This is a genomic window from Plantactinospora sp. B5E13, assembly GCF_039871775.1.
Classification (GTDB): Bacteria; Actinomycetota; Actinomycetes; order Mycobacteriales; family Micromonosporaceae; genus Plantactinospora.
In genome coordinates this window covers 26,243-52,924 of record NZ_JBDPLT010000046.1, presented here as the reverse complement: position 1 = coordinate 52,924, position 26,682 = coordinate 26,243, and the positions used below count along the sequence as shown (strand labels likewise).

The window sequence follows — 26,682 nt, the reverse complement described above, 5'->3', positions numbered from 1 at the left end:
CGGGCGTGTGGTGGTGTCCGCGCCGCCGGGGTGCCGACGCGGGGACGCGCCGGCTACTCCCCGGCCGACTCGGCGGCGAGCACGCTGACCCGCCCGTCGGCCAACCGGTAGAACATGCCGACCACGTCGCACCGTCCGGCGGCCACCGCGTCACCGAGTTCGGTGCCGGGCCGGGTCAGCATCTCGACGGTCCGCCGGACATGGATCATCCCGACCTCGTCGTAGTCGGTGACCTGCCGGGCGTTCGCCTGCCAGATGCTCGGGGTGACCCGCTCGGCGATCGCCCCGAGTTCCCGCCCGGGCAGCCGGGTGCCGGTCATCGCGGCGTGGGTGGCCTGGATCGCCCCGCACGAGTCGTGGCCGAGGACCACGACCAGGGGCGCGCCGAGCACCGTGACGCCGTACTCGAGACTGGCGGTGACCTCGACGCCGACGATGTGACCCGCGGTGCGGACCACGAACAGGTCACCCAACCCCCGGTCGAAGATGATCTCGGCGGCGAGCCGGGAGTCGGAGCAGCCGAACACGACCGCGAACGGCCGCTGGACGGCGGCGACCACGGCCCGGTGCTCGGCGTCCTGGTGCGGATGCACGCGGGTACCGTCGACGAACCGCGTGTTGCCGGCAAGCAGCTCGTCCAGCGCCTCGGCCGGAGTGGCGGGCCGGTTGTCCAGGTATGCCATGACGTTCCTTCCGACGGCGCCAGACTCGGCGGCAAGCGTGGTCGACAATCATCGGCGACCCGGGGCGTACCGATCAGATATCACGGTTCGTCGGAAAATCCGGGGATGACAGGGCGTCCCGTGAGCCATGGAACATCGAGCATCACAGGCTGTCCATCACCGCTACACCGCCGGTCACCGCCGGCGGGCGGATCGTCGGATCAGGCGAGACCCACCAGGCGGTAGCCGACACCACGCACCGTCTCCACCGACGGCCCGCCGTCGATCGCCGCCAGCTTGCGACGCAGCCGCTTCACCGCCGAGTGCAGGATCGACGTGTCACCGAGATACGCCCCACCCCACACCTCGGCGAACAGCCGCTCGTACGACCAGACCGTCAACGGCCGCCCGGCCAGCCGCACCAGCAGCTCCCGCTCGCGGCGGGTGGTGGTCAGCAGGTCACCCCGCCACGTCACCTGATGGGCCGCCGCGTCAACGACGAGGTCACCGAACGACACCGCCGGCGCCGGCCGGCTCTCCACCGCAGGCGGCCGGCGGTGCTCGACGGCCACCGGCGACAACGGACGGAACAGCATCGCCCGCAGCTCGTCCAGGTCGGCGCAGACCAGCACCGGCGTACGCCGGTCGACCTGCCGCACCAGCCACTCCCGGAACTTCGTGTCCGACGAGACACACACCACCAACGGCACCTCGGAACCCGTCACCGACAGTCGCCTCCCCATGGTCGGCCGGTGCCGCGGCCCTGACGTCGCACGTATCGCCGGACGCGACAGCGACTCGTCGGTTTCATGTCACCGCAACACAACGACCCAGAACATGATCAATGATTGCCCAGCCACAGTCATTGATCAAGTCCTTCCGCCCACCGAGCATGTGTGCAGGGTGTGGCGGGGAGGCGACACACAGACACGATCCACTCCCCGCACGTCCACGGCGCCCGGACAGCCCGACGCCGTACCGGAACCGGCCCACCAGGCCGAATCCGCGACCTGAGGAGGAGTACGTGGTCCATCAACACCGATCCCGGCCAGCCGGGCTGCACCGAACAGCGGCGGCGTTCGTCGCCGCCGCGTCGGCGCTCCTGGTCGGAATCGCCGCACAACCGGCCGCCGCGGCACCACCCGGCGCCGACCCCGCCGCCGTCAGCCCGGCACTACGCGCCGAACTGACCGACGGCGGCACCACCGACTTCATCGTCTACCTCAAGGACCGCGCCGACCTCAGCGCCGCCGCCAGCGCCCGGGACACCGACGCCCGCGCCGCCGGCGTCTACCGGCAGTTGACCACGACCGCCAGCCGCAGCCAGTCCGAGCTGCGCCGCCAACTCGACGCGAAGAAGATCCGCTACCAGGCGTACTGGATCGCCAACGCGCTCAAGGTCACCGGCGACGCCGCCCTGGTCGACACGATCGCCGCCGACGCCGCCGTCGAACGGATCGAGGAGATCACACACGTCCCGCTGGTCACCCCGACCGCGACCACCGCCGCCGACGCCGCCCCGCAGGCCGCCGAATGGGGCGTCACCAGCGTCAAGGCCCCCCAGGTCTGGTCCGAGTACGGCGTCCGCGGCGAAGGGATCGTGGTCGCCAACATCGACACCGGCGTCCAGTACGACCACCCGGCGCTCGCCGCCAGCTACCGCGGCAACACCGGCGGCACCGTCGAACACCACTACAACTGGTTCGACCCCACCGGACTGTGCGCCAACAACACCCCGTGTGACAACAACGGCCACGGCACCCACACGATGGGCACCATGGTCGGCGACGACGGCGCCGGCAACCAGATCGGTGTCGCACCCGCCGCGACCTGGATCGCCGCCAAGGGCTGCGAGGGCCAGTTCTGCTCCAACGCGGCCCTGCTCGCCGCCGGCCAGTTCGTCCTCGCCCCCACCGACCTCGCCGGCAACAACCCCCGCCCCGAACTGCACGCCGACATCGTCAACAACTCGTGGGGCGGAGACGGCGGCGACCTGTGGTACAAGCAGATCGTCGACGCCTGGGTCGCCGCCGGCATCTTCCCGTCCTTCGCCAACGGCAACGCCGGACCCGGCTGCAACACCGCCGGCTCCCCCGGCGACTACCCGAACTCGTACGCCGTCGGCGGCTACGACATCAACAACAACATCTACATCAACTCCAGCCGCGGCGGCTCCGGTGTCGACGGCGCCACCAAGCCCGACATCTCCGGACCCGCGGTCAACGTCCGCTCCAGCATCCCCGGCAACAGCTACGCCGCCTTCACCGGCACCTCGATGGCCACCCCGCACCTGTCCGGCGCGGTCGCGCTGCTCTGGTCCGCGGCCCCGGCCGTACACGGCGACATCACCGCCACCCGGGCCCTGCTCGACGAGACCGCGATCGACGTCGACTCCACCGGCTGCGGCGGCACCGTCGACGACAACAACAACTTCGGTGAGGGACGCCTCGACGCGTACGAGGCCGTCACCCTCGCCCCGCGCGGTGAGACCGGCACCATCGTCGGCACCGTCACCGCCGCCGACGGCGGCACCCCGGTCGCCGGCGCCACCGTCGACCACGGCACCCGCTCCACCACCACCGACGCGACCGGCCGCTACCAGGTCCGGGTCCCCGCCGGCGAGGTCGAACTGACCGTCTCCGCGTACGGCTACCACAGCCGCACCGCGACCGTCACCGTCGTCAACGGCGAAACCTCGACCGAGGACTTCGCCCTCGTCTCCGCCGCCGCGGTCACCGTCTCCGGCACCGTCACCGACGGCTCCGGACACGGCTGGCCGCTCTACGCCCGTGTCCAGGTCAGCGGCCGCCCCGGCGACCCCGTCCACACCAACCCGGTCACCGGCGAATACACCGTCGAGGTGCCGGCGAACGCCACCTACACCGTCACCACCACCCCGGTCTACCCGGCCTACCAGACGGTGAGCACCGAGGTCACCGTCGGCGACACCGGCGCCACCGTCGACGTCGCGGTCCCCGTCGACGCCGGCTGCACCGCCACCGGCTACGCCGTCGACTACGGCGACCCGGTCGTCGCCGAGTCCCTCGACGGCACCGACCCGCCGCAGGGCTGGACGGTCGTCAACCACACCCCGCACGGCGGCTGGAGCTTCACCGACCCCGGCTCGCGCGGCAACAACACCGGCGGCAGTGGCCGCTTCGCCATCGCCGACAGCGACACCGCCGGCAGCGGCACCAGCCTCGACACCGAACTCGTCACCCGGCCGCTGGACCTGACCGGCGTACCGAACCCGGTCCTGCGGTTCAACAGCGACTACAACGGGTTCGGCAACGGCGGCGCCGACGTCGACGTCTCCACCGACGGCGGCACCACCTGGACCAACCTCAGCCGCTGGACCACGGCCAGCCGCCGCGGCCCGGTCGTCGAGGAACTTGCCCTCACCGGCGCCGGCGGCGCCGCTGACGTCCGCGTCCGGTTCCACTACACCGGCAGCTTCGCCTGGTGGTGGCAGCTCGACAACATCAGCATCGTCAACCGGGCCTGCGAACCGGTCCCCGGCGGACTCGTCGTCGGCACCACCACCGACCGCAACACCGGCGGCGGCGTCAACGGCGTCACCGTCGCCAGCGTCACCGACCCGGCCGACACGGCCGTCTCCGCCGCCACCCCGGCCGACCCGGCCCTCGGCGACGGCTTCTACTGGCTCTTCACCGACCAGGTCGGCAGCCAACAGTTCACCGCCACCCGGGGCGGCTACCAGCCGGCGACCCGGTCCGTCACCGTCACCGCCGACCGCGTCACCGACGCCGACCACACCCTGACCGCCGGCCGGGTCACCCTGACCGGCACCGTCGAGACCACCCAGCAGTACGGGAAGTCCCGCACCGCCACGGTCACCGTCCGCAACACCGGCAGCGCCCCGGCGACCGTGCAGATGCTGGAACGCGCCGGCGACTTCAGCCTCCTCGGCCGGGCCGGGGCACCGCTGGTCGAACACTGGGTCAAGGGCATCAGCCCGGCCCAGACCGGCCGGCCCGTCACCGGCACCAGCCCGGCGGCCGCCGTCACCGCGGCGGCCGACACCTGGACCAACGTCGCCAACCTCCCCGTCAACCTGTACGACAACGCGACCGCCACCGTCGACGACAGGGTGTACTCGGTCGGCGGCGGCACCGACGTCGGCCACCACACCCGGGCCTGGGCGTACGACCCCGCCGACGGCACCTGGGACGCCCTGCCGAACCTGCCGACCGGCCGGGCCCGCCCCTCCGCCGTCGAACTCGGCGGCAAGCTGTACGTCTTCGGCGGCTGGGCACCCGGCGGCACCCCGGTCAACACCGTCGACGTGTTCGACCCGGCGGCCGGCACCTGGAGCACCCTGCCGACGACCAACCCGACACCCGCCGCGGCCGCCGGCACCGCCGTCGCCGACGGCAAGGTGTACCTGGTCGGCGGCTGCCTCACCAACACCTGCGCCGAATCCGACAAGGTGGTCGTCTTCGACGCCGCCACCGGCACCTTCGGCCAGGTGGCCGGCTACCCGCACAGCACGTCGTGGATGTCCTGCGGCGGCGTCGGCGGCAAGGTCTACTGCGGCGGCGGCCTCTCCGGCGACACCGCCGTCACCGACGCCTGGGTGTACGACCCGGCCGGCGACAGCTGGACCCGGCTGCCGGACCTGCCGCTCGACCTGTGGGGTTCGGCGTACACGGCGGCCAGCGGCCTGCTGGTCATCAGCGGTGGCGTGACGAACAACTCCAACACCATCACCAACCGGTCGATCGCCTACGACCCGGTCACCGGAGCCTGGACCGACCTGCCCAACGCCCAGTTGGCGGTCTACCGGGGCGCCGGCGCCTGCGGGGTGTACAAGGTCGGCGGCATGGTGCAGCCGTGGACCGGCACCCCCAGGGCCGAACAGCTCGCCGGACTCGACGAGTGCGGCAACGTCGGCGACCTGCCGTGGCTGTCCGCCAACCCCGCCGAGTTCACCCTCGAGCCGGGCGCGTCCCGGACGGTGCAGGTCACCCTGACCGCCACCGCCGAGGCCGGCGTCACCCAACCCGGCACCCTCACCGCCGGTCTGACCGCCGCCGCGAACACCCCGTACACCGCCCCCGAGGTCGACGTGACGATGCTGGTCACGCCGCCGAACAACTGGGGCAAGGTGCGGGGCGCCGTCACCTCGGAGCCGTGCACCGGCGCACCCGCCGGGCTCAAGGCGACGGTCCGGCTGGTCAACCTCGCCGACCCGTCGATCGGCTACACGATCGTCGCGGACTCCGCCGGGGCATACGCCTACTGGCTGCCCCAGGGCCGCTACGACGTGATCGTCGCCAAGGACGGCTGGCTGCCGGAGACGCTGCGGCACCGGGTCACCGCCGGCGTCACCGAGACGCTGGACTTCGGTCTGGCACCGCTGGTGCCCTGCGGCACCCGGGCGACCGGCATCTGACCGGCCGCCGACCGTGGTCCCGGGCCATCGGCCACCAGCAGCGGCATAGTCTGTGGATCGTGACCTACGTTGCCGCGGATGACCGCTACGACACGATGACCTACCGCCGGACCGGCCGCAGCGGCCTCCACCTGCCCGCGATCTCGCTCGGCCTGTGGCACAACTTCGGCGACGCCCGCCCCTGGCAGACCCAGCGGGACATCTGCCGACGCGCCTTCGACCTCGGCGTCACCCACTTCGACCTGGCCAACAACTACGGCCCGCCGCCCGGCACCGCGGAGTCGAACTTCGGCCGGATCCTCGCCACCGACCTCGCCCCCTACCGCGACGAGCTGGTCATCTCCACCAAGGCCGGCTACCGGATGTGGCCCGGCCCGTACGGCGAATGGGGATCGCGCAAGTACCTCGTCTCCTCCCTCGACCAGTCACTGCGCCGGCTGGGACTCGACCACGTCGACATCTTCTACCACCACCGCCCCGACCCGGACACCCCGATCGAGGAGACGATGACCGCCCTCGACGCCGTCGTCCGGGCCGGCAAGGCCCACTACGTCGGCCTGTCGAACTACAACTCGGCCCAGACCGCACAGGCCGCCGCGATCCTCGCCGACCTCGGCACCCCGCTGCTGATCCACCAACCGTCGTACTCGATGCTCAACCGCTGGACCGAGGCCGACCACCTGCTCGACACCCTCGAACAGGTCGGCGCCGGCTGCATCGCCTACAGCCCCCTCGCCCAGGGCGTGCTCACCGACCGCTACCTCGACGGCATCCCGGCCGACTCCCGCGTCCGCACCAGCGTCTTCCTCAACGAGAGCGACCTCACCGACTCGACGATGGCCACCGTACGGGCCCTGCACGACATCGCCACCCGCCGCGGCCAGACCCTGGCCCAGCTGGCACTCGCCTGGGCGCTGCGGGACCCCCGGATGACCAGCCTCATCATCGGCGCCAGCAGCGTCACCCAACTGGAGACCAACGTCGCCGCCCTGGACAACCTCACCCTCACCGACGCCGAACTGACCGAGATCGAAAGCCACCTCGGCGCCGCCTGACCACACCGGTGGGCCGGGCGACCTCGCCCGGCCCACCGACGCCCCACACGATCCGGGTCCGCGCCAACCGGCGGACCGGCCTCAGCGTCCGGGACTCGGACGCGGCGACAACGCCGGCCGGTCACCGGCCGCCGCCGCGACCCCCGGCCCCGCCTCCCGGACGATCCGGTCCATCGTCCGCGCCAGATGCTCACTGCCGTCGTCGAGATGCCGGGCCGCCGCCTGCATGTGCGAGATCATCATCTCGCCGAAGATCCGCAACGCCTCCCGGGTCGCGACCGTGTCGTCGAACGTCGCCCCCGCCGACGCCCGATACTCCTGCACCGCCCGCTCCGCCTCGTTACGGGCCTCCTCCGCCGCCGCCCGCAGATAGTTCTCGTACTGCGTCCGCGCGTACTCGGCGACCCGCCGGGCATAGTCGTGCGCCTGGGCGATGATCTGCTCCGCCTCCCGCTGCGCCGCCGACAGCAGATTCACCTCCTTCGGCCCCGGCAACTGCGCCACACCACTGGCACTCGGCAACACCCCGTGCCGATGCAACTCCACCCGGTCCTGCAGCCGCTCGTTCTCCGCCCGCAGATCCGCCAACTGGGACGCCAACAGATCCAACTCGTCGGCCACCTGATGCCGGAACCGGTCCACGTCCCGGTCGTCGTACCCCCGCCGGGTGAACGACGACGACGAGAACTCCCACCGCCGCACCCGGTCCGCGGTCAACCGGACGCGCTGGCCGGTCACCGCGGTGGCCCGGTCGTACTCGCTGATCGGGCTGACGCTCACTGCGCACCTCCATCTGCCGGCCTCTGCTCCTGCCCGGCACCGACCCGCCGCCCCGGCGAATACCACTGCCCACCCAGCGCCTCGTAGTGCACCTGCCCCGCGTGGAAACCCGCCTGGGCCAACCCACTGACCGCACTCGACACCATCAGATCCGAGCCGCAGAGGAAGACGTGCCGTCCGCGCCAGTCACCCTCGGCCAGTACCCGGTCCACCACCTGCGTGAACTCACCCGGCCGGGCCGGATCCGCGTTCACCACGTACGACACCCGCAGCCACGGACACGCCGCGGCAAGCTTCTCCAACGCGTCGACGTCGTAGAACTCCGTACGGGACCGGGCACCGACAAACAGGTCGACCCGCCGGCCACCACCCTCCGCCGCCACCTGCTCCACCAGCGCCTTCAACGGCGCCAGACCGGTACCGTTGCCGATCAACAGCAGGTCACCCGCCCCCGCCTGGCGCAACGTCAACCGCTCCCCCACCGGAGCCGCCAGATGCACCTGATCACCGACACTCGTGCCGTACACCAGCCGAGAACTGACCGCCCCACCCGGAGCCGCCCGCACGTGCAACTCGATCGTGCCGTCGGACCGGGGCGCGTTCGCCGGCGAGTAGTACCGCCACGCCCGGGTCGCCGGACTCGACACCCCGATCGACTGCCCCGGCTCGAACGGCAACAGATACTGCGGACGCAGCGTCAACACCGCCACGTCGAACGTCCGGGGCTCGTGCGCCACCACCTCGCCGACCCACCACGGCGGGCTGACGTTCTCCGCCGCCGAAGCGCCGTCCACCATCACCTTCGCGACCAGCCCGTACGCCGCCGCCCAGTCCTGGGACAAGTCCTCGGACCAGTGCTCGGCGAGAAAATGCCGCAACGTTGCCAGCAGCGCCTCCCCGACCGCCGGATAGTGCTCCGGCCGCACCGCGAACTTGCGGTGGTCCGCACCGAGCGACTGCAGGAACCCGACAAGCTGCTCCACCTGGTCCACATGCGAGACGATGTGACCCAACGCGGTCACCAGCCGGTCCCGCTGACCCGCCATGTTCGTCGGGAACATCTGCCGGGTCTCGGGATGGGCGAGAAACAGAGTCGAATAGAAATAGAGCGGCACCTGATCCCCGTGCGCGGCGACCATCTGCCAGCTCTGCTTGAGACGGGCGACGTCCACGATCAGACGCCCGCCACCATGCCGGCCGACACCCGGCCGCAGGACAGCCACACGGCCTGCCTGACCGCCGCCGCCCCACCGATCCGTCCGTGGTACGACGGCTGCGGGGCCCTGCCGTCGCGGACGGTGCTGACGTCGGTCGCCGACGGCGACACGACGCTGTCCTGTGGTTCCGTCACGGTCATCCTTCCAGCGCGAGACGGGTCGCGCGGCGCGGGGTCGCTGACACACAACTCGGCCCACCCGGCGACCGCCGCCGAGCGGCACTGGGAGGGAACACTACCGCGCCCACCCGTACCGTGTCATCAAACCCGAATCGGGTCTTCCGTACAGTTGTTCGTCAACAACTGTCGATACCCGCTGCCCACACCGACCATCCACCCACGACGGTCACCCCCGCAACGCGTCCCGGACACCCCACTCCGGCCGCCCCAGAAACACCGGATCACGACCACTCACCACGTCGTACACCGCCTTCACCGCCGCGAACCGGTCCCGGAACGCACCCCACGCCCAAGCCCGCTCGAACCGACGCACGCTCTGATCCCCGACCCCCACCGCGTCAACCCCCACCCGCCGACACACCGTAACCGCCCGATCAATGTGGAAACCCTGCGTCACCACCACCGCCCGCTCCACCCCGAAAATCCGCCGCGCCCGCAGACACGAGTCATAGGTGTCGAAACCCGCATGGTCCTCGACCACCTGCCCCGCCGGCACCCCCCGGTCGACCAGCCACCGCCGCATCGCACCCGGCTCGTCGTAGTCCCACCGCCGATGATCCCCGGAAACCAGGATCACCCGAACCTTCCCGGCCGCCCACAACTGTCTGGCCAACCCCAACCGGGCCGCCAGAAACGGCGACGGCGAACCATCCGGATACACCTGCGCCCCGAGCACCAACGCCACCGGCGCCGCCGGAACCCCCGCCACGTCGTAGACGTACCCCTGCGCCGACCGACGCACCCACATCCCGCTGCCGACCACCAGCGCCGCCGACAACAGCACCACCACCAGCGTCAACACCAGAATCCGCCGCCGCCAACGGCGACCCCGGTCAGGCGGCACCAACGACACCATCTCAGCCACACAGCCGATTATCCGGTCACACGCCGCAGCCGGCCCCCCGTGGAGCAACCCCTAGGCGACAACAGAACACCCCACCCGGGCCGCACGGTCCACCAGGCGGCGACGATCAACCAGCCCGACGCCGCGCCCGACGCGCCGCCAACTCGTCCCCGGCCCCCGGCCCGTCCTCAACCGACACCGGCAACTCACCCGCCGGCTCCGCCGGCAGATGCGACAACGAGCCCTGGATCTCCTTGAACGCCCCACCGATCGCGATCCCGAAAACCCCCTGCCCACCCTGCAGAAGGTCAACAACCTCCTCCGGCGACCGGCACTCGTACACCGTCGTCCCGTCCGAGATCAGCGTGATACCCGCCAGATCCGCCACCCCACGCGACCGCAACGTCTCAATCGCCCGACGAATGTTCTGCAACGACACACCGGCGTCCAACAACCGCTTCACGACCTTCAACACCACCAGGTCACGAAACGAATACAGCCGCTGCGTCCCCGAACCCGACGCGTCCCGCACACTCGGCACCACCAGACCGGTACGCGCCCAGTAATCCAACTGCCGGTAACTGATGCCCACGGCATGACACGCCGTCACACCCCGATAGCCGACCGCACCATCCTCCACCGACGAACCAGCAACTCCACCGTCCGCCAGCGCACGCCCCTCCATCAGACGCTGATGATCTGACACACCCGGATCAGGGTCCCGCGACTCAAGCATCGGACAACCTCCCCGCCCGTGCGGTGACACGTCGTTTCCGGGACGCGCACCCCTCGACACGCCAACCCTATAGCCCGGCTGGAGGGTTACCCCGCAGAAGAAGCCACGACACGCCGCACCGCAGCCGTCACCCCACGCGCACCCCACCGCGAACACCGGAAACAACACCGAACCCGGCCAGACACGACCGGGCAACAGACCACCCGAGGGTCAGCCCGCGAAATCCTCCGGACGCACCTGCTCCAGGAACTCCCGGAACCGCTCCACCTCGTCCTCCTGCTCGTCCGGAATCACGATGCCCGCCTCCGACAGCACCTGCTCCGCACACCGGATCGGCGCACCCACCCGCAACGCCAACGCGATCGAATCACTCGGCCGAGCCGACACCCGCACCCCGTCACCGATCAACAGATCCGCGTAGAAGACGTTCTCCTTCAACTCGACAATCTCCACCGCCCGCAACGGCGCCTGCAACGCGGCCAGGATGTCCCGCAGCAGATCATGCGTCAACGGTCGCGCCGGCTTGACCCCCTGCTGCTCATACGCGATCGCCGTAGCCTCCACCGCACCTATCCAGATCGGCAGGTAACGGTCGCCCTCGACCTCCCTGAGCAACACGATCGGCTGGTTCGTGGGCAACTCCACCCGAACCCCGACCACGCTCAGCTCGCGCACCGCAGCCTCCGTGTCGTCGTCGTCGTCTTCCCACCACCGACGAACGGCGACAGACAACTCCACCGCCAACGCCGGCATGCCCCTGCCCTGCACGGTACACGGACCGGGATACCGACGCCCCACGCGCGCCGCCCACCCCGCCGCACCCACCAGGGCTTACCCCCGGAAGCCTACGCCACGCCCACCGCCACAGATCTTTCCCGCCACCCCGACCAACCCACACCACCGCCGACCACCCGTCAGCGACCCACCGTCCCCCGCAACCCCACCCGCACCAACGCGGCATGCAACTGCTGCGACAACCCCACCAACTCCCGCGCCACCTCCGCCGCCCGAGCCCGCGCCGCCGGATCACTCTGCCGCACCAACGGCGCCACCAACTGCGCGAACAACCCCACCTCGCGGTCCGCCGCCGTCCGGTAACCCCGCAGATGCCGCGGCTCCAGGCCATAACCCGCCAACCCCGCCACCGCCCGCGCGATCAACAACGCGTCCCCGTCATACCAACCCGGCGGATGGGACACCACCAACCCCATCCGCTCCAACTCCGCCAACAACGACTCGTCAATGCCGCTCCGCGACACCAACTCGCCCCGACCCAACCGACCATCCGACGACTCGACAACCGGCTCCCGGCCCGGCACCTCACCATCCGGCCCCACCGCCACCAACGACGGACGCGGCCGCTCCGGCCCCGGCAACCCCTCCCGATCCGCCTCCGCCAACTGCTCACGGATCACCCGCAACGGCAGATACTGGTCACGCTGAGCGGTCAACACGAACCGCAACCGCGCCACGTCATCCCAGCTGTACTTCCGATAACCCGCCGGGGTGCGCTGCGGCTCCACCAGACCCTCGGACTCGAGAAAGCGCAGCTTCGAAATCGTCGTGTCGGGAAACTCCACCCGTAGCTGCGCCAGCACCTCACCGATACTCATCAGTGGCTGGCCCCGAGCGGCCGCCCCCGCCCCGGGAACAGCCGCCGCCGCGCGCTCACTCACCCCCGGAAGGCCCCCTCCTCCGCACGCGGACCAGCGATGAACACCAGCCGGAACTTACCGACCTGCACCTCATCACCATTACTGAGCGTCGCCGCCTCGACCCGCTCCCGATTCACGTACGTACCGTTCAAACTCCCGACATCCCGAACAGTGAACGTACCGCCGTCCCGATGGAACTCAGCATGACGACGCGACACCGTCACATCGTCCAGGAAAATGTCACTGTCCGGATGCCGCCCACTCGTCGTCACGTCATGGTCCAACAGGAACCGGGCACCCGCGTTCGGACCCCGACGTACCACGAGCAGCGCCATACCCGGCGGCAACGAGCCCGACATGCGGCTCGGCACCACATCGGTCTCCGGGCCCTCCAGCATCTCGTCGAGCGAGCCAAGGTTGAGCGTCGACGTGACGTCGAGTGGGGGGAACTCGTCGTCTGGGCGCGTCATTCAGGACCACCTCACGGATCTGTTCGGTCGGCGTCGGGTGTGACGGGTCTGGCCGCCGGGCCGTCTCCGAGCCCAGCGGCTGGCTCCCCCGTGCCCGGGAAGGCAATTCCGCAACGCGCAACTATTTGGTTCTCGGTCGACTGGGCGAGCCTAGCCAGCGCCGAAAAACAGAGCAACCGGACGCGCGGACACAACCACACGCCGGCCTCACCGCCATCAGCTCCCGGTCAGCTCCTGGTACGCCTCCGCACTGAGCAACCCGGCCACCGCGGCCGGATCACTCGGCGCAAGCTGAACCAACCAGCCCGCCCCGTACGGGTCGGTGTTGATTACCTCAGGAGTATCAACCAACTGATCATTACGCGCCACCACCGTACCGCTCACCGGCGCGTACAACTCCGACACACTCTTGGTCGACTCGACCTCGCCGAACGACTCCCCGGCCTCCACCGCCGCCCCCACCTCGGGCAGCTGCACGTACACAATGTCACCCAACGCGTCCTGCGCGAAGTGGGTGATCCCCACCCGCACCGGCCCACTACCGTCACCCGCCACCCACTCGTGCTCGGCGGTGTAGCGCAGCTCCTCAGGAATCACCAGACGCGTCCTTCTCCATCGCACCGATCCACCAGGCCGGACCACCCGACCCGGCAACGCCGGTCACGAGACCGGTCGCGCATACTGCAGGTCCTTCTGCGGGCTCACAGCCGTCACCTCGACCACGTCCCGCTCCTCGATCGTCACGTTACCGCCGTCGCCACCAACCGACGCCACCACCCCGCCCGGGATGTTCAACGCGGTCCGCATCGTCGTCGGATCACCCACCACCAGGATCGTGTACGGCCCGACAAGGCGCCGCCCACCCACCGAAATCCCACCGTCGGCATCAAGAAAGTACGTCGACGCCACAATCCGCACCGCGGCACCGTCACCACCGGTGATCTGCATCGCCTCACCACCCGCGCCACGCAACTCCTGCACCGCGTCCAGCACCCGCGACGCCGCGATCGGCTTACCCACCGACCGAAACGTCACCGCCAACCCCGGACCCCGCACCGGCAACGTCCCCGCCAACACCCCCAACTCGTCCGCCCGGCGGGTCGCCTCGTCCAACGCCGCCTGCTGACCCTCGGCCCCGGAACTCAGCTGCCGCTGACTCTCCTCCAACCCGGCGATGTCCTGCCGGACCCGTTCCTCCTGCGCGTCCAGATCCGACAGGATCCGTACCAGATCCTCCTGCCGGGCCGACTCCAACGACGCGTCCGTCGAATTCGTCCGCAACTGCACCACCAGCGTGAACCCCAGCACCGCCAACAGCACCGCGATCATCACGCTCGCCGAACTGAACCGCGACCGACCGGCCGCCCCGGGCACCGCCGCCTGGGCCACCGACTCCCCGCCCACGGCCTCCGCCCGGTCCGCCGACCCGAGCGGCACCGTCACCTCGCCGGCGCTGACCGGCACCGTCACCTCGGCATCCGACCCGACGTCACCGGACGGCGACACCACACCATCGGCGGAGCCCACCGCATCCGGACCCGACACCACACCGTCCGCACCCACCGACCCGACGGAATCCCCCGACCCCGTCGGACCACCGACGTCGCCCTCGCCCTTCTCCACCATCGTGCCAACCTACGCCCGGAACAGGTGACGACGAATAGCCGCCACATTGCCGAAGATCCGCACGCCCAGCACGACCACCACACCCGTCGACAGCTGGCCCCCCACCCCGAGCTGGTCCCCGAGATACACGATGATCCCCGCCACCAGCACATTCGAGATGAACGAGACGACAAACTGCTTGTCGTCGAAAATCCCGTCCAGCTTCGCCCGCACCCCACCGAAAACCGCGTCCAACGCGGCCACCACCGCGATCGGCAGATACGGCTGCAACGCCGACGGCACCGACGGGTCCAGCCAGACGCCAAGAACCACCCCGACGAGCAACGCCACCACCGGGATCATCGGCCACCACCGGACGGTCGGGGCGACACCCCGGAACCGGACGACGACGGCACCCCGGACGAGGAGGCGGAGGGCTCGACATCAGGCACCGCATACCGCAACTGCGGCTCGGTCGCGGCCGACAACGTCAGATCGTCAGCATCACGGACGTCGAACGACATCCCGTACTCCTCCGCGACACTGCGCAACAACCGCGCGGCGGCACTGTCCTCGAACCGCCGACCCATCCGACCCGGCCCGATCGCCGACACCTCGTACGGCCCGATGACCGGCTTGAAATCCACCAGGATCGCCCCACCCGCCGCCCGGATGGTCGACGTACTGGTGAGCCGTTGACCGTTGATCGCTATCGCCTCCGCTCCGACACTCCACAACGCGTTCGCGATGTCCTGAAGATCACGGTCGAGGACCCGACCCAGATTCGTCCCACCGGCCCCGGTCACCGCATCCGCGTTCGACGGCGCGTCCGCGACCCGCACCACCACACCATCCCCACGAACCCGACCCAGACCGGTCGCCGCCTCCAACTGCCGCAGCCTCGCCACCGCACTACCGGAGAGCGCCGCGTCCCGCTGCCGGTTCACCTCCGCACGGAGTCGCTCGGCCCGCGCCGTCAACGCCGCGTTCTCCGCCTCCCGCTGCTTGATCTGCTCCGCCAGCCCGGCCCGCGCCGCACTACGACCCGGCTCCGCCGCGACCGTCTGGCGGTAGGCCACGGCCAGCAGGAAACCCAGGGCGACCAGAGTCAGCACACTCACCACCCGCATCGACGGCCGCCGCCACCCGGCGACGGTACGCCCAGCGGCCGCGTTGCGCCGCCGCTGTTCCGCCGCCGCGGCGTAACCCGGGTCGAGCGGATTACGGAACAACTCGGTGAGGAAGTCCGGCGTGAAGGTCCGCCCGCCGCGATCGGTCATCCCGCCCCTGCCCGAACGGACCGGGCCAACCGGATCAGCCGCGCCGCCTGCACCAGGTAGAGCACGCCGGCCAGCCAGTAGAGGGCCAGACCCCACCAGGCCAGCCCCCACCCGATCGCCCCGGCGGTCGCCGCCGCCCCCGACACGGTGTGCGCCAGCAGCAGCACCGGAAACGCGAGCAGCAGGACAAACGTCGCCGTCTTACCGAGGTAGTGGACCGGTGGTGGCTGGTAGCCGTACCGCCGCAGCACCGCGAGGTTGACCGTCATCACCACGTCCCGGGCCAGCAGTGCCACGGTGAACTGCCAGGGCACGACCTCCCGGACGGTCAACGCGACCAGCGTGGCCAGGATGTAGAGCCGGTCCGCGACCGGGTCGAGGAGCTCACCGAGCCGGCTGACCTGCCGCAGCCGACGCGCGACGTAACCGTCGACCCAGTCGGTCAGCCCGCCGACCGCCAGGATGACCACGGCGGCGACGTCGGCGGCATCGGTCCGGACGACCAGGAACAGATAGAGGAAGACCGGTACGCCGAGCAACCGGGCGAAGCTGATCAGGTTGGGCACGGTGAGGATCCGGCCCATCGCGGCGGTCTGCTCGGAGCCGTCGCCACCGGTTGACCGGGCCTCAGACGCCCGCGCCGGCCGACGCGCCACCGATCCTCCCTCCGCGCCTGGCCCGGTCGACCCGCCCGCGTCAACGGGCGGCGATCCAGGAACCGGTACGCGCTCCGGCCGGCCCTCCCCCGGACGACGAGGCCGACCGGGGACGCCGGTGTTCTGACAGCGGCCCGGGATCCAGACATCTCGACCCCGGGCTGCTCAACGCTGAGCCACTATATCCGGCCTCGTGTTTTCCCTCCGCCGCGCGCGCCGAGACGGTGTCGGTTCGTGGCGGCTGGTGGATGTGGGGTGGGCCACACCCCGTACGGCATCCTAGGATGCTAGCGTGTTTGGTCGGGCTGTCCTGTCGCGCCGCCCTCGATGGGCCCACTGCTGGCGGGGCCCTCTCCTCGACACCGAGGAGAGGGCCGGCGAATGCGGATCAGCCGCTCAGATTGGCCCGGCCGAACAGCGGGGCGTACCCGGAGGGCAACTGGGTCAGCACGTCGTTCAGTTCCCCGCCGGAGATCGCCTCGGCGACCGTGCAGAGCACCGCGCTGGCGTCCCACTCGGCGGTCCGGGCGGTCGCCCCGGCACCCGTCGCCACCCGCCCCAGGAACTCCCGCGCCCCGAACCCCGCCGGGCCGCCCTGCGCCGCCGAGATCAGCGTGGCCGCCAGTGGTCCGGGCAGCTGGGCGGCCAGGTCCTCGGCCTCGTCCGGATGCAGACGCTGGGCCAGGATGCCGAGGACCAGATGAGTGACCCGCTCCGCCTCCGCGGGGTCGGCGTACTCGCCACGATCCCGCACCTTGGCCAGGAACTCGTCGTACCGCACTCCCCCACCTCCGGCGTCCGCGACCCGGCACCACACCGGCCACCGCAGGTCGTTACCCGGGGTGACGGTTATGATGCGTACCGGCCCCGGACCTGGGTGGCCGGCTCAGACCCGGGTGATCCGGATGGCGTCGGCGACGACGTACCCACTGGCGCCGCTCCACCGGCTCACCCCGGCGACGTTGCGGTCCCCGGCGGTCAGGGTGAAGGTGCCCAGCGAGCGCCAGGCGCCGCCGCCGGTGCTCTGGTCGACCACCACGGTCTGGTTACCACTCTTCGTCACCACGATGTACGGCGTCGCGGTGTTGTAGCCGGCGATACCGGGATACCAGGCGTCCACCCGGTACGTCCCCTCGGCCGGGATGTTCGCCTTGTACCAGGCGACGTCGCTGATCGGCTCCGGATTGGCGTACCGGTAGTCGGCGCCGTAGCGCTCGGCGGAGTACGAGGAGGTCAGCCAGTTCGCGCTGGCGGTGAACCGGCCGGCGGTGGTGTTGTCGACGATGGTGCTGAACGCCGGTGGCGGGGTGCCGCCGCCGGAGAGCGCGTCGGCGACGTCGGCGCGCAGTTGCGGAAGCATGCCGTAGAGCACGTTGCCCGGGCAGGCGGTGGCGACGTAGTCACGGTGGCCGTAGATCCGGGAGGCGGCGATGCCGTACTGGTCGCAGATGTAGGCGCAGAACTGCACCAGCCGGTCGTAGAGGGCCGCCGGTGGGGTGGCGCTGGTGTAGGTGCCCTCGTTCTCGATGCCGATCGCCTTGTCGTTCTGGCCGGGACAGTGCGCCCCGACGACCATCCCGCTGCCGGCCCGCAGCCGGGTGAGGCTGTTGTGTCGGCCCTCCATCACGTAGCCGCCACGGCTGATGGTGAAGTGCTGCCCCGAGTCGGACCAGCCGTTGTCGTTCATGTGGAAGTTCTGGATGCTGCGGGCCACCGAGTACGCGTGGGCCTGGGTGTAGGTGGTGCTGTTCGGGCCGGCGGTGTGGTGGATCAGGATCTTGTCCGGGTTCGACGAGATCACGCTGAGCGAGCCGGGGGTGCGGGCGCCCCAGGTGGCGCAGCTGGCGATCGTCGGCGGCTCGACCGCGAGCAGGGCGCCGGTGTCGGGCGCGAGCAGGGCGCCGGTGTCGGGCGCGGCCAGGGCGGGGCTGGTGCCGGCGAGGGACAGACCACCGGTGGCGGCACCGACGCCGAGCAGAACCGCGCCACGTACGACGTCACGGCGGGACAGGGGGTTGCCGGTCACGGGGACCTCCAGAGGGGGATGAAGGATTCCTTGATACAACCGAGCGATGTTGAAGGAATTCTTACCAGACCATCGACGCACGCCGCTAGATCCGCGACCGGTCGACCCGGGGTCCGCACGCCCACACCGCGCCGGCGACTCGGCGCGTCCCGCGTACCCCGGCGATCGGGATCGACCTCCATCGAATCTGACCTTGTCGATGGGCTCGGTAGGCGGTAGCTCGAGGCCCGGCCCGCTCCGGGAGGACCTCCGACTCCAGCCGCTACGCCTCACCCCGGGACGCCCTCGGCACGCCAGCGGAGAAACTGGCCTACGTCGCGGCCTTCGACCGCGCCGCGACCCGGCCCGACGCGCTCGCCGTACTCGACGTGGACCCAGAATCGCCGCGCTGCCGGCCACACCGGCTCCGTCGCGGTGGTGGCGGCCCTGGTGACCGCGACCCGGTCCCGCCTGGTGGCGGCGTGCGGCCGATCCGTGGACGCCGTCGGTCCGGGCCGCCGTGGTTCAGCCCGGTGCCGGCAGTGGATTCACGGCTGCGGTCGGTGGGACCGGCACTTCGTCCGGTGGTTCTGTCCGGCCCTCACCGGGGGCCGGGGTGTCGTGGTGGATCCGACCGTCCAGCGCCGAGAGCCGACCGCCGCTGCCGCCCCACCGGCCGGCGACGATCTCCGCCGCGATGCTGACCGCGGTCTCCTCCGGGGTCCGTGCCCCCAGGTCGAGGCCGAGTGGGGAGGAGAGTCGCTCCAGCTCCGCCTCGGTCAGCCCGACGGCCCGCAGCCGGGCCAGCCGGTCCAGGTGGGTCCGCCGGGACCCCATCGCGCCGACGTACGCCAGCGGCAGCCGCAACGCCACCTCCAGCACCGGTACGTCGAACTTCGGGTCGTGGGTCAGGACGCAGACCACCGTCCGGCCGTCCACACGACCCGCCTCCGCCTCGGCCCGCAGGTACCGGTGTGGCCAGTCGACCACCACCTCGTCCGCGTCCGGGAACCGGCGGGCGGTGGCGAAGACCGCCCGGGCGTCGCAGACCGTCACCCGGTATCCGAGGAACGTGCCGATCCGGGCCACCGCGGCGGCGAAATCGATCGCCCCGAACACGACCATCCGGGGCGGGGCCGCGTACGTCGCCACGAAGAGCCGCAGGTCGTCGCCGCGCCGCTGGCCGTCGTACCCGTACCGAAGGGTGCCGGTACGGCCGAGCGCGAGCAGCCCCCGGGCATCGTCGGCGACCGCCGCGTCCAACCGGTCGGTGCCGAGCGAGCCGATCGTCCGGTCTGGCCAGACCACCAGCCGCCGGCCGACCCGGTCCGCCGGATCGCCGCCGGTGCTCTCCACGCAGCTGACCACCGCCGTCGGCCGGCCCGCCCGGATCGCCGAGGCGACCTCGGCGAACTGCGGGAAGCCGGTCGGGTCGACCCGTTCGACGTACACGTCGAGGATGCCGCCACAGGTCAGACCGATCGCGAAGGCGTCGTCGTCGGTGACGCCGTACCGGCGCAGCGCGGGGACGCCGGTACGGGCCACCTCCCGGGCCAGGTCGTAGACGGCGCCCTCCACGCATCCGCCGGAGACGCTCCCGACCACGGTGCCGTCCGGGCCGACCAGCATCGTCGCCCCGGCGGGGCGGGGCGCGGAGCGCCAAGTGCCCACGACCGTGGCCAACCCGACCGGTTCGCCGGCCCGCCACCAGTGGGCCAACTCGTCCAACACGTCACGCACGGCCGATCACCGGGTCGCCCCTCCTGTCCGCGGTCGCCGGGTCCCGCCGCCCTCCGCCGTCCCCGACGGACATTCCACTCAATCGTCCCATAACGCCGCATCTGTCCGGCCGGAGTAGTGGTTCCACACCGTCCTTCGGATTCATCGACGAGAGTACGACGTTGTCCGACCTCGTCCCGGACACCTGATCGGCGAATGGCCCGGAGCCGGGCGGGTAGACCGCCCCGGTACGGCGCCGACACGACGGACGGAGGCGGCCTGATGCCAGGACCACGACCCGGTAGCAACGCGTACGACGTGGAACGTGCGCGACTGCGCAAACGCATCGAGAACTCGGGACGCGCCAACGACAAGAAGGCCGACGAGGCGGCAAACCGTGAGCTGCGGGAACAGCAGGACCGGCCCGGCTTCGTCCGCGGTGAGCGAGGGCTCGGCCCGAAGGGTGAGCGTGGCCGGGGAGAGCCGAGATGACCGGCCGGGCGAAGATGGCCATCCTGCCGTTACTGGGCGGCCGGCCTCAACGGGCGTCGGTCGGTGAGCACGCCGTCGACGGGCTGATCGCGGGTGCGGTCGGCAGCGTCGCGCTGAACGTCGTGACGTACCTGGACATGACGGTGCGGGCACGGCCGGCGAGCAGCACCCCGGAGGAGAGCGCCGGGCGTCTGACCCAGGCTCTGCACATCGGTCTGGGGCCCGAGGACCGGGCGGCGAACCGCCGCTCGGGCCTCGGACCCCTCCTGGGCTATGCCACCGGTCTGTTCTGCGGTGCCGCCTTCACCGCGCTCGGGCTCCGGCGGCTACCGACACCGGTCGCGGCCACGCTCTTCGGTGCCGGCGTGATGGCGACCGCGGACGGATTCCTGACCGCCCTGCGGGTCACCGATCCGCGGAGCTGGAGCGCCGCCGACTGGTGGTCGGACATCGTGCCGCACCTGGCGTACGGGGTCGCCGCGGTGGCCACCCTGCACCAGCTGAGCCAGGGTCGGGCCGCCTGACCGTCGTCGCCCGGCCGGCCGTGCTCCGGACCGGCACGCTGGACCTGGGCCGGTCAGTCACGACCGCCGCCGGCGGCCGGACGGGCCGTGCTGCGGCCGGCTGCCCGTCGGTCCGGGTCCTCCGCGACCGGGCGCGACGCCTGGCCGTACGGGGAGACCTGGTCAGGGGGCATCCGTCGCCCGCCGCCGCCGTTGGTCCGGGTCGGCTCGCCCGGTCGTGGACCCTTGCTGTCCTGCACCGTCGGGTTCAGCCCGTTGCGGCGCATCTCCGGCTGCTGCACGTTGGTCATCGTCATCCCCTTCCGCCGGCGCGCCGGTCGCTCGCCGTCCGCCGTCCGGCGGAGGCATCCGACGACCTGGTGGTCGCCGCGCGGTGTGTACGGTTTCGGACCGTCCGATCACACCTCCGGCACGCCCACGCTGTGGTTACCCGACGCCGGTGGCGGCATTCGCCCGCGCCCCGGACCCGCCGCCGGGGCCGCCAGCGCCCTCGGCCGTCGGTGGCCGCTGTGCCCGCTCAACGGCGTGCCGGCGGTACGGTGTGCCGGGGCGGCTGGTGGGTAGCCGGAACGGGTGGATCGTCAACGCGCACTGGTCCGGGTCCTGCTCGACCGGGAGGGCCGCAGCTACGCCGAGGAGGCCGGGATCCGGCTCGTCGACCGGCCGGGACCGTTGTACCAGTTGCTGCTGCTGACCACGCTGCTCAGCACCCGGATCCGGGCCGGGGTGGCGGTCGCCGCCGCCCGGGAACTCTTCGCCGCCGGGTGTCGTACGCCGCAGGGCACGGCGGCGACCAGCTGGCAGGAACGGGTCGACGCGCTCGGCCGGGGCCACTACCGGCGGTACGACGAGCGGACCGCGACGATGCTGGGCAGGTCGGCCGACCTGTGCCTGGAGCGCTGGGGTGGCGACCTGCGTCGAATGCGTCGGGCCGCCGCCGGTGACCGGTCCGGACTGCGTCGGCTGCTGACGGAGTTTCCGGGCATCGGCCCCACCGGTGCGGACATCTTCCTGCGTGAGGCGCAGGCGGTGTGGACGGACCTGCGCCCGTACACCGATCGTCGGGTGGCCGGGGCGGCCGAGCGGCTCGGGCTGCCGTCCGCGCCGGACCGGCTGGCCCGACTGGCCGGCGGGAACGACTTTCCCCGGTTGGTCTCCGCGCTGGTCCGGGTCTCCCTGGGCCAGGCGTCGGTCGGCGAACTGACCAGGGCCGCCGGCGGTTCGGCGGCAGTCCGGTGAGCGGACCGGCGGTCAGCTCACCGGCTTGCCGCCGGGGCGGGTCAGGTACCAGACGGCCAGTCCGACCAGGACCGCCAGGAGCAGGACGGTGTTGGTGACGCCGCGTCCGTCCTCCGGCCGGTTGCCGAAGTAGATGACCGCGAGCGCGGCACCGATCGACAACACCGTCCGCAATCCCTTGTTTTTCACGCAAATCACCCTAGGGTTCCCGCGCGTCGGAATCCGCCCGTCGCCGGACCACCCCCGGTCCGGGTGACGGACCGTGGCGGGGGTCACGGGGCCCGTCGTGGCGCCCGGACCCGCCGTCGTACAGTCACGCCGTGACCCAACTCCGGACCAGCGTCGACCTCCGCCACCCCGCGGACCGGGTCTGGCAGGCCCTGACCGACCCCGAACTGCTGCCCAAGTGGTTCGCCTCGGTACAGCCGCGCCCCTCGTCGATCAGCCGCTTCGAGTTGCGACCGGTGGACCTGCCCGAGCTGGCCGAGCGGGTCACCGTCGAACTGGTCGAACTCGACCCGCCCCGGCGTCTCGAGCTGCGCTGGCCGGAGTCCGGGCAGCACACCCGGCTGGTGTGCGAACTGACCCCGACCGCCGACGGCTGTCAGCTCACCGTCACCCAGTCCGACGACCAGGAGCCGTGGGACCTCGCCGACCCGGACCTGCGGGAGCGCTGCTACCAGCGGGTCCTCGAGACCAGGCTGCCGGCCGTCCTGGACTGGCTGGCCTTCGGTGAGGTCGACTTCCCGGCCCCACCGTCCGGACCGGACCCGGCCGCCGGATCGGTCCTCGCCGCGCCGACGCTGACCGCCGGGGCGGCGGTCGCCCCGACGGGTCGTGGACCGGCCACGTCCGCCCGCCGCTCCCGGTACCGTCTCGGCGCCGGACTGGCGGTGGTCGCACTACTCGTCGGCGGCGTGGTGGTCGCGGTGGGTCTGGTCAACGGCCGGGCGGCCCAGTCCCCCAGCGGGGCGCCGCGCGCCGCCGACGGGGACCCGACCGGCGGAGCCGGTTCGGGCAGCCCGGCGCCACGCACCCCGGCGGTCGGGGTCGCCCCGGTCCAGCCGAGCAGATCGACCACGCCGACGCCGCGCCGCACCCCGGGCGCCGGCGCCTCCCGGCCCCCGGGCCGTACCGGGCAGCCCCGGCTCGCCGCCCGGTACGCCACCGTCGACCGGGACCTGCTGGACTACCAGGGCGAGGTGGTGGTGACCAACGAGGGCGACGGGGCGGCCACCGGCTGGACCGTCGTGATCACGCTGCCCGGCGCCGCCGAGGTGTCGTCAGCCACCGGCGCCGACTACCGGCAGGAGGACCGGCGGGTGACCTTCAGCGGTCCCCGGCTCGCCGCCGACGAGGCGGTGACGATCCGGTTCGAGGTGAAGCAGGACGGGCTGCTCGGCCCGAAACAGCCCTCCGGCTGCGTCGTGGCGGACCGGGAGTGCACCGGACTGTGAAACCCGGCCGTTACGGTCAGTAGGCAGCCGAGTCGAACCGCTGAGCTTGTCGATCCAGTACGGCCGGGTCGCGTCCCAACTGTCCGCCTGCCAGGCGAACGCCGGATATCTGCGGGCCTCGACCAGCATCGCCACCGCAGTACGGATCGGGTCGAACCGGGCTGGGTCGACAACCTTCACCTCCACTCCCGCGCAGAGTTTGTTGAGCAGGTCCGGCTTCTGCCCGGCGATGGTCGGGGAGAAGTACGCCTCGCGGAACTCCACCCCCGGCAGGTTCCGGGCGGCGAGCCGGTCCGCCCAGTGGTTGTCGAACTCGGTGGCCAGCCCGCCGACCAGTTCGAACGGCCGGGTCGTACCCCGCCCCTCGGTCATCGACGCGACGCCCTCGAACATCCCGGTGCCGGGATAGACCAGGGCGGTGTCCGGGGTCGGCATGTTCGGGCTGGGCAGTACCCACGGCACGCCGGTCTCGGCGGCCATCTGGTCGCGCCGCCAGCGTCGGCACCGGATGACCGTCAGGTCCACCGGTCGTCCCGTCAGACCACCTCGAGATCGTCCAGCGCGATGTTCTGGAGCATCAGCCAGCGGGCCAGCGCCGTCATGCCGTACAGCCACAGCGGCGCCGACTCGGTGGTGCCGTTCGTCGCGTAGATGGCGAACCGCAGGTCAGGGGCGCGGTACGCCTCGATCCGCCACCGGTGGGTCCGGTCCCGCCAGACCGCCGACGGATCCATGCCCCCACGCTAACGCCCGCACCGCCCGACCCGGCCGGGTTCGGCCGGGCTCAGCCCGCGCGGCCCACCTCGACGCGGTCGGCGACGAAGGCCGGGCCTGGCCCGGACTCGGACTCCGACCCGTGCTCCGGCCCGTGCTCCGGCCCGGACCTGGACCCGGACGCCGATTCCGGCCCGGATCCGGACTCCGCGAGCACGATCCGGGCGTCGTCCGGCAGGCGCCGGGTGGCGCCCCGGCGGTCGAGCAGTTCCAGCAGTGGCACGGCGACCCGGCGGGTCGTACCGAGCGCCTGCCGGGCGGTGCTGAGGGTGAACGGTTGGGGCAGTCCGGCCAGCACCCGCACCGCCCTGTCGGCCGCGTCCGGCAGCAGCACGACGTTGTCCGCGAGCCGGAGCAGCAGACCGGCCCGGACCGCCGCGCCGATCTCCCGGTGTCCGAGGCCGACCTCGGCGAGCCGGGCCGCCTCCGGGGCGACGAACGGCCGATCAGCCAACTCCGTCCCGATCCGCCGGACCGCCCGGACGACCTGCTCGGGCGGTCCGGCCGCCGCCCCCGGCCCGACCCGGCCGTTGTGGACGGCCAACGGCGAACCGACCGACGGCGCGACCACCAGCGCCTCGACCAGCGAGCGGTCGGGCAGGTCGAGCAGCCGGCGCAGGGTCTCGACCGGCACTCCCGACTCCAGCGGGTGGGCCGCCGACCACCGGGCCACCTCGGCGCCGAGCCGGCGGCGCAGGTCGTGCCAGTGTCCGGGGTCGGCGTGCCAGTCCCCAGCCACCGGAGCCGTGGTCACGGTGACCCCCATCCGTTCCAGGTCGCGCCGCCGGGCCAGGCCACGACGGCGCAGCTCGCCGTGTTCGTCGGGGCGGCCGTCCAACCCGGCCAGGACACCGGCGCGCAGCGCCGCCGCGCCGCGCCGGGCCAGCCCGGGAGGTACGACGTCGAGCACGGTCACCCCGCCGGCCACGTGCCGCCGCCCCGGATCCCGCAGCAGGGCCCGGTCACCGACCCGCAGCGGCAGTCGCCGGGCCAACCGCAGCCGGGCGGTGTCCGGACCGAGCGGACGTACCCGGGCCGGTACGGCGGCCGAGCCGACGTGCAGCATCACCTCCGCCGGGAGGTTCCGCACCGGGTCGCCGGCCAACCGGACGTCGACCAGGTCGGTGTGCCGGAACAGTTCCGGGGTGAGCAGCGCGTCGCCCCGGCCGACCCGCTCCCTCGACACACCGCGCAGGTTCACCGCGACCCGGGCCACCCCGGTCACCCGGGGTAGCGCCGCGCCCAGCGCCTGCAGGCCCCGGGCCCGAACCCGCGTCCCGGTGCCGGTCAGTTCCAGCTCGTCACCGACCCGGAGTTCGCCGGCGCCGAGGGTTCCGGTGACCACCGTGCCACTGCCCCTGACGGTGAACGCCCGGTCCACCCAGAGCCGTACCGGCGCCGTCGGGTCCGGCACCGGCAGCCGGGTGGCGAGCCGGTCCAGCGCCCGCCGCAGTTCCGGCAGACCGGCGCCGGTGACCGCGCTGACCGCGACCGTCTCGACCACCCCGAGCGAGGTGCCGGCGATCTCCGCCCGGGCCTGCGTGATCGCGGCGGCGGGATCGGCCAGGTCGGTGCGGGTCACCACCAGCAGGCCGTACCGGACCCCGAGCGCGTGCAGCGCGGCCAGGTGCTCGGCAGACTGCGGTTTCCATCCCTCGTCGGCGGCGACGACCAGCATCGCGGCCGGCGCCGGACCGACCCCGGCCAGCATGTTCGGTACGAACCGCTGGTGTCCGGGTACGTCGACGAAGGCGAGGGCCGTGCCGGAGGGAAGGGTGGTCCAGGCGAACCCGAGGTCGATGGTCATGCCCCGGCGCCGTTCCTCGGCCCACCGGTCGGGTTCCATCCCGGTCAGCGCCCGGACCAGGGTGGACTTCCCGTGGTCGACGTGGCCGGCGGTGGCGACGACCCGCATGT

Annotated in this window: 28 protein-coding genes and 2 pseudogenes; 7 read left to right on the top strand and 23 right to left on the bottom strand. The window is 71.9% G+C overall.

Translation table 11 applies throughout. The annotated features are described in order from the left end of the window. Positions 1–53 precede the first annotated feature (53 nt). Both ABGB05_RS29690 and ABGB05_RS29685 read right to left on the bottom strand, forming a co-directional pair. Positions 54–683, bottom strand: a complete 630-nt coding sequence (locus ABGB05_RS29690) for a carbonic anhydrase (protein WP_347657222.1) — start codon at positions 681–683, stop codon at positions 54–56. A gap of 200 nt (positions 684–883) precedes the next feature. Next, the gene (locus tag ABGB05_RS29685) at positions 884–1,387 is read right to left on the bottom strand and encodes a winged helix-turn-helix domain-containing protein (protein ID WP_347657221.1); all 504 of its coding nucleotides are present in this window, start codon (positions 1,385–1,387) and stop codon (positions 884–886) included. Between the two features lie 332 nt (positions 1,388–1,719). Between ABGB05_RS29685 and ABGB05_RS29680 the strand changes: the two genes are divergently transcribed. Continuing rightward, positions 1,720–6,078, top strand: a complete 4,359-nt coding sequence (locus ABGB05_RS29680; RefSeq protein ID WP_347657239.1) for a S8 family serine peptidase — start codon at positions 1,720–1,722, stop codon at positions 6,076–6,078. A gap of 59 nt (positions 6,079–6,137) precedes the next feature. After that, the gene (gene mgrA, locus ABGB05_RS29675) at positions 6,138–7,133 is read left to right on the top strand and encodes an L-glyceraldehyde 3-phosphate reductase (protein WP_347657220.1); all 996 of its coding nucleotides are present in this window, start codon (positions 6,138–6,140) and stop codon (positions 7,131–7,133) included. Between the two features lie 81 nt (positions 7,134–7,214). Here mgrA and ABGB05_RS29670 read toward each other — a convergent pair whose 3' ends face one another. The 15 genes from ABGB05_RS29670 to ABGB05_RS29600 all read right to left on the bottom strand — a co-directional run bounded on the left by ABGB05_RS29670 (position 7,215) and on the right by ABGB05_RS29600 (position 18,581). Then, the gene (locus tag ABGB05_RS29670; protein ID WP_347657219.1) at positions 7,215–7,913 is read right to left on the bottom strand and encodes a DivIVA domain-containing protein; all 699 of its coding nucleotides are present in this window, start codon (positions 7,911–7,913) and stop codon (positions 7,215–7,217) included. Further along, entirely contained in the window at positions 7,910–9,085 is a 1,176-nt protein-coding gene (locus ABGB05_RS29665; protein ID WP_347657218.1) for a globin domain-containing protein, read from the bottom strand. Before ABGB05_RS29665 ends, ABGB05_RS29670 begins: the two co-directional genes overlap by 4 nt. A 2-nt stretch (positions 9,086–9,087) precedes the next feature. Continuing rightward, positions 9,088–9,264: a hypothetical protein gene (locus tag ABGB05_RS29660; protein ID WP_347657217.1), complete on the bottom strand. Its 177-nt coding sequence runs from the start codon at positions 9,262–9,264 to the stop codon at positions 9,088–9,090. A gap of 211 nt (positions 9,265–9,475) precedes the next feature. After that, on the bottom strand, positions 9,476–10,165 hold the full coding sequence (locus ABGB05_RS29655) for an ElyC/SanA/YdcF family protein (RefSeq protein WP_347657238.1): 690 nt from the start codon (positions 10,163–10,165) through the stop codon (positions 9,476–9,478). A gap of 115 nt (positions 10,166–10,280) precedes the next feature. Further along, complete coding sequence (locus ABGB05_RS29650; protein WP_347657237.1) at positions 10,281–10,838, bottom strand: MerR family transcriptional regulator; 558 nt, start codon at positions 10,836–10,838, stop codon at positions 10,281–10,283. A 261-nt stretch (positions 10,839–11,099) separates the two neighbouring features. After that, entirely contained in the window at positions 11,100–11,564 is a 465-nt protein-coding gene (locus ABGB05_RS29645; protein WP_331215150.1) for a bifunctional nuclease family protein, read from the bottom strand. 239 nt (positions 11,565–11,803) lie between these two features. Continuing rightward, on the bottom strand, positions 11,804–12,565 hold the full coding sequence (locus ABGB05_RS29640; RefSeq protein ID WP_347657216.1) for a MerR family transcriptional regulator: 762 nt from the start codon (positions 12,563–12,565) through the stop codon (positions 11,804–11,806). Further along, positions 12,562–13,014, bottom strand: a complete 453-nt coding sequence (locus ABGB05_RS29635) for an FHA domain-containing protein (protein ID WP_331215152.1) — start codon at positions 13,012–13,014, stop codon at positions 12,562–12,564. The genes ABGB05_RS29640 and ABGB05_RS29635 overlap by 4 nt, the downstream gene beginning before the upstream one ends. Before the next feature lie 216 nt (positions 13,015–13,230). Further along, positions 13,231–13,611 carry a glycine cleavage system protein GcvH gene (gene gcvH / locus ABGB05_RS29630; protein ID WP_347657215.1) on the bottom strand — a complete coding sequence of 127 codons (381 nt, stop codon included), beginning with the start codon at positions 13,609–13,611 and terminating at the stop codon, positions 13,231–13,233. A gap of 63 nt (positions 13,612–13,674) precedes the next feature. Then, positions 13,675–14,640, bottom strand: coding sequence for a DUF881 domain-containing protein (locus ABGB05_RS29625; RefSeq protein WP_347657214.1), 966 nt, complete (start codon positions 14,638–14,640; stop codon positions 13,675–13,677). A 9-nt stretch (positions 14,641–14,649) separates the two neighbouring features. After that, on the bottom strand, positions 14,650–14,982 hold the full coding sequence (locus tag ABGB05_RS29620) for a small basic family protein (RefSeq protein WP_347657213.1): 333 nt from the start codon (positions 14,980–14,982) through the stop codon (positions 14,650–14,652). After that, positions 14,979–15,899 carry a DUF881 domain-containing protein gene (locus ABGB05_RS29615; protein ID WP_347657212.1) on the bottom strand — a complete coding sequence of 307 codons (921 nt, stop codon included), beginning with the start codon at positions 15,897–15,899 and terminating at the stop codon, positions 14,979–14,981. The genes ABGB05_RS29620 and ABGB05_RS29615 overlap by 4 nt, the downstream gene beginning before the upstream one ends. Further along, positions 15,896–16,555: a CDP-alcohol phosphatidyltransferase family protein gene (locus tag ABGB05_RS29610; protein WP_347657211.1), complete on the bottom strand. Its 660-nt coding sequence runs from the start codon at positions 16,553–16,555 to the stop codon at positions 15,896–15,898. The genes ABGB05_RS29615 and ABGB05_RS29610 overlap by 4 nt, the downstream gene beginning before the upstream one ends. Positions 16,556–16,943: 388 nt before the next feature. Beyond that, a complete protein-coding gene (locus ABGB05_RS29605) occupies positions 16,944–17,336 on the bottom strand; it encodes a DUF2267 domain-containing protein (RefSeq protein WP_347657210.1) in 393 nt (130 codons plus the stop codon). 105 nt (positions 17,337–17,441) lie between these two features. Next, on the bottom strand, positions 17,442–18,581 hold the full coding sequence (locus ABGB05_RS29600) for an N-acetylmuramoyl-L-alanine amidase (protein ID WP_347657209.1): 1,140 nt from the start codon (positions 18,579–18,581) through the stop codon (positions 17,442–17,444). Positions 18,582–18,847: 266 nt separating this feature from the next. Between ABGB05_RS29600 and ABGB05_RS29595 the strand changes: the two are divergent. Next, positions 18,848–18,958: pseudogene (locus tag ABGB05_RS29595) on the top strand (hypothetical protein); the annotation flags it as partial. 127 nt (positions 18,959–19,085) lie between these two features. On the opposite strand, the gene ABGB05_RS29590 reads toward ABGB05_RS29595, so the two are convergent. Further along, positions 19,086–20,300 carry an XdhC family protein gene (locus tag ABGB05_RS29590; RefSeq protein WP_347657208.1) on the bottom strand — a complete coding sequence of 405 codons (1,215 nt, stop codon included), beginning with the start codon at positions 20,298–20,300 and terminating at the stop codon, positions 19,086–19,088. A gap of 261 nt (positions 20,301–20,561) precedes the next feature. Between ABGB05_RS29590 and ABGB05_RS29585 the strand changes: the two genes are divergently transcribed. Both ABGB05_RS29585 and ABGB05_RS29580 read left to right on the top strand, forming a co-directional pair. Further along, positions 20,562–20,771: a phosphatidylethanolamine-binding protein gene (locus ABGB05_RS29585; protein ID WP_347657207.1), complete on the top strand. Its 210-nt coding sequence runs from the start codon at positions 20,562–20,564 to the stop codon at positions 20,769–20,771. Beyond that, positions 20,768–21,295: a hypothetical protein gene (locus ABGB05_RS29580; RefSeq protein ID WP_347657206.1), complete on the top strand. Its 528-nt coding sequence runs from the start codon at positions 20,768–20,770 to the stop codon at positions 21,293–21,295. Before ABGB05_RS29585 ends, ABGB05_RS29580 begins: the two co-directional genes overlap by 4 nt. 53 nt (positions 21,296–21,348) lie before the next feature. Here the strand turns inward: ABGB05_RS29580 and ABGB05_RS29575 are convergent, their stop codons facing one another. Continuing rightward, the gene (locus ABGB05_RS29575; RefSeq protein WP_347657205.1) at positions 21,349–21,585 is read right to left on the bottom strand and encodes a hypothetical protein; all 237 of its coding nucleotides are present in this window, start codon (positions 21,583–21,585) and stop codon (positions 21,349–21,351) included. 283 nt (positions 21,586–21,868) lie between these two features. Here ABGB05_RS29575 and ABGB05_RS29570 point away from each other — a divergent pair, with 283 nt between their 5' ends. After that, positions 21,869–22,534 carry a hypothetical protein gene (locus tag ABGB05_RS29570; RefSeq protein WP_347657204.1) on the top strand — a complete coding sequence of 222 codons (666 nt, stop codon included), beginning with the start codon at positions 21,869–21,871 and terminating at the stop codon, positions 22,532–22,534. Between the two features lie 12 nt (positions 22,535–22,546). On the opposite strand, the gene ABGB05_RS29565 is transcribed toward ABGB05_RS29570, so the two are convergent. Then, on the bottom strand, positions 22,547–22,696 hold the full coding sequence (locus ABGB05_RS29565) for an amidophosphoribosyltransferase (protein ID WP_347657236.1): 150 nt from the start codon (positions 22,694–22,696) through the stop codon (positions 22,547–22,549). 158 nt (positions 22,697–22,854) lie between these two features. Between ABGB05_RS29565 and ABGB05_RS29560 the strand changes: the two are divergent. Continuing rightward, positions 22,855–23,238 (top strand): annotated as a pseudogene (locus tag ABGB05_RS29560) (SRPBCC domain-containing protein); the annotation flags it as partial. Between the two features lie 579 nt (positions 23,239–23,817). Here the strand turns inward: ABGB05_RS29560 and ABGB05_RS29555 are convergent. The 3 genes from ABGB05_RS29555 to selB are packed head-to-tail and all read right to left on the bottom strand — an operon-like array spanning position 23,818 to position 26,680. Then, complete coding sequence (locus ABGB05_RS29555) at positions 23,818–24,516, bottom strand: exo-beta-N-acetylmuramidase NamZ domain-containing protein (protein WP_347657203.1); 699 nt, start codon at positions 24,514–24,516, stop codon at positions 23,818–23,820. A gap of 11 nt (positions 24,517–24,527) precedes the next feature. Further along, complete coding sequence (locus tag ABGB05_RS29550) at positions 24,528–24,725, bottom strand: hypothetical protein (protein WP_347657202.1); 198 nt, start codon at positions 24,723–24,725, stop codon at positions 24,528–24,530. A gap of 50 nt (positions 24,726–24,775) precedes the next feature. Further along, positions 24,776–26,680, bottom strand: coding sequence for a selenocysteine-specific translation elongation factor (gene selB / locus ABGB05_RS29545; RefSeq protein ID WP_347657235.1), 1,905 nt, complete (start codon positions 26,678–26,680; stop codon positions 24,776–24,778). Positions 26,681–26,682 lie beyond the last annotated feature (2 nt).

Coding starts and splice junctions, on each gene's coding strand:
- ABGB05_RS29585 (WP_347657207.1), top strand. CDS start 20,562: ATGCCAGGACCACGACCCGGTAGCAACGCGTACGACGTGGAACGTGCG.
- ABGB05_RS29690 (WP_347657222.1), bottom strand. CDS start 683: ATGGCATACCTGGACAACCGGCCCGCCACTCCGGCCGAGGCGCTGGAC.
- ABGB05_RS29620 (WP_347657213.1), bottom strand. CDS start 14,982: ATGATCCCGGTGGTGGCGTTGCTCGTCGGGGTGGTTCTTGGCGTCTGG.
- ABGB05_RS29625 (WP_347657214.1), bottom strand. CDS start 14,640: ATGGTGGAGAAGGGCGAGGGCGACGTCGGTGGTCCGACGGGGTCGGGG.
- ABGB05_RS29580 (WP_347657206.1), top strand. CDS start 20,768: ATGACCGGCCGGGCGAAGATGGCCATCCTGCCGTTACTGGGCGGCCGG.
- ABGB05_RS29650 (WP_347657237.1), bottom strand. CDS start 10,838: ATGGAGGGGCGTGCGCTGGCGGACGGTGGAGTTGCTGGTTCGTCGGTG.
- ABGB05_RS29635 (WP_331215152.1), bottom strand. CDS start 13,014: ATGACGCGCCCAGACGACGAGTTCCCCCCACTCGACGTCACGTCGACG.
- ABGB05_RS29655 (WP_347657238.1), bottom strand. CDS start 10,165: ATGGTGTCGTTGGTGCCGCCTGACCGGGGTCGCCGTTGGCGGCGGCGG.
- ABGB05_RS29615 (WP_347657212.1), bottom strand. CDS start 15,899: ATGACCGATCGCGGCGGGCGGACCTTCACGCCGGACTTCCTCACCGAG.
- selB (WP_347657235.1), bottom strand. CDS start 26,680: ATGCGGGTCGTCGCCACCGCCGGCCACGTCGACCACGGGAAGTCCACC.
- ABGB05_RS29550 (WP_347657202.1), bottom strand. CDS start 24,725: ATGGATCCGTCGGCGGTCTGGCGGGACCGGACCCACCGGTGGCGGATC.
- ABGB05_RS29575 (WP_347657205.1), bottom strand. CDS start 21,585: ATGACCAACGTGCAGCAGCCGGAGATGCGCCGCAACGGGCTGAACCCG.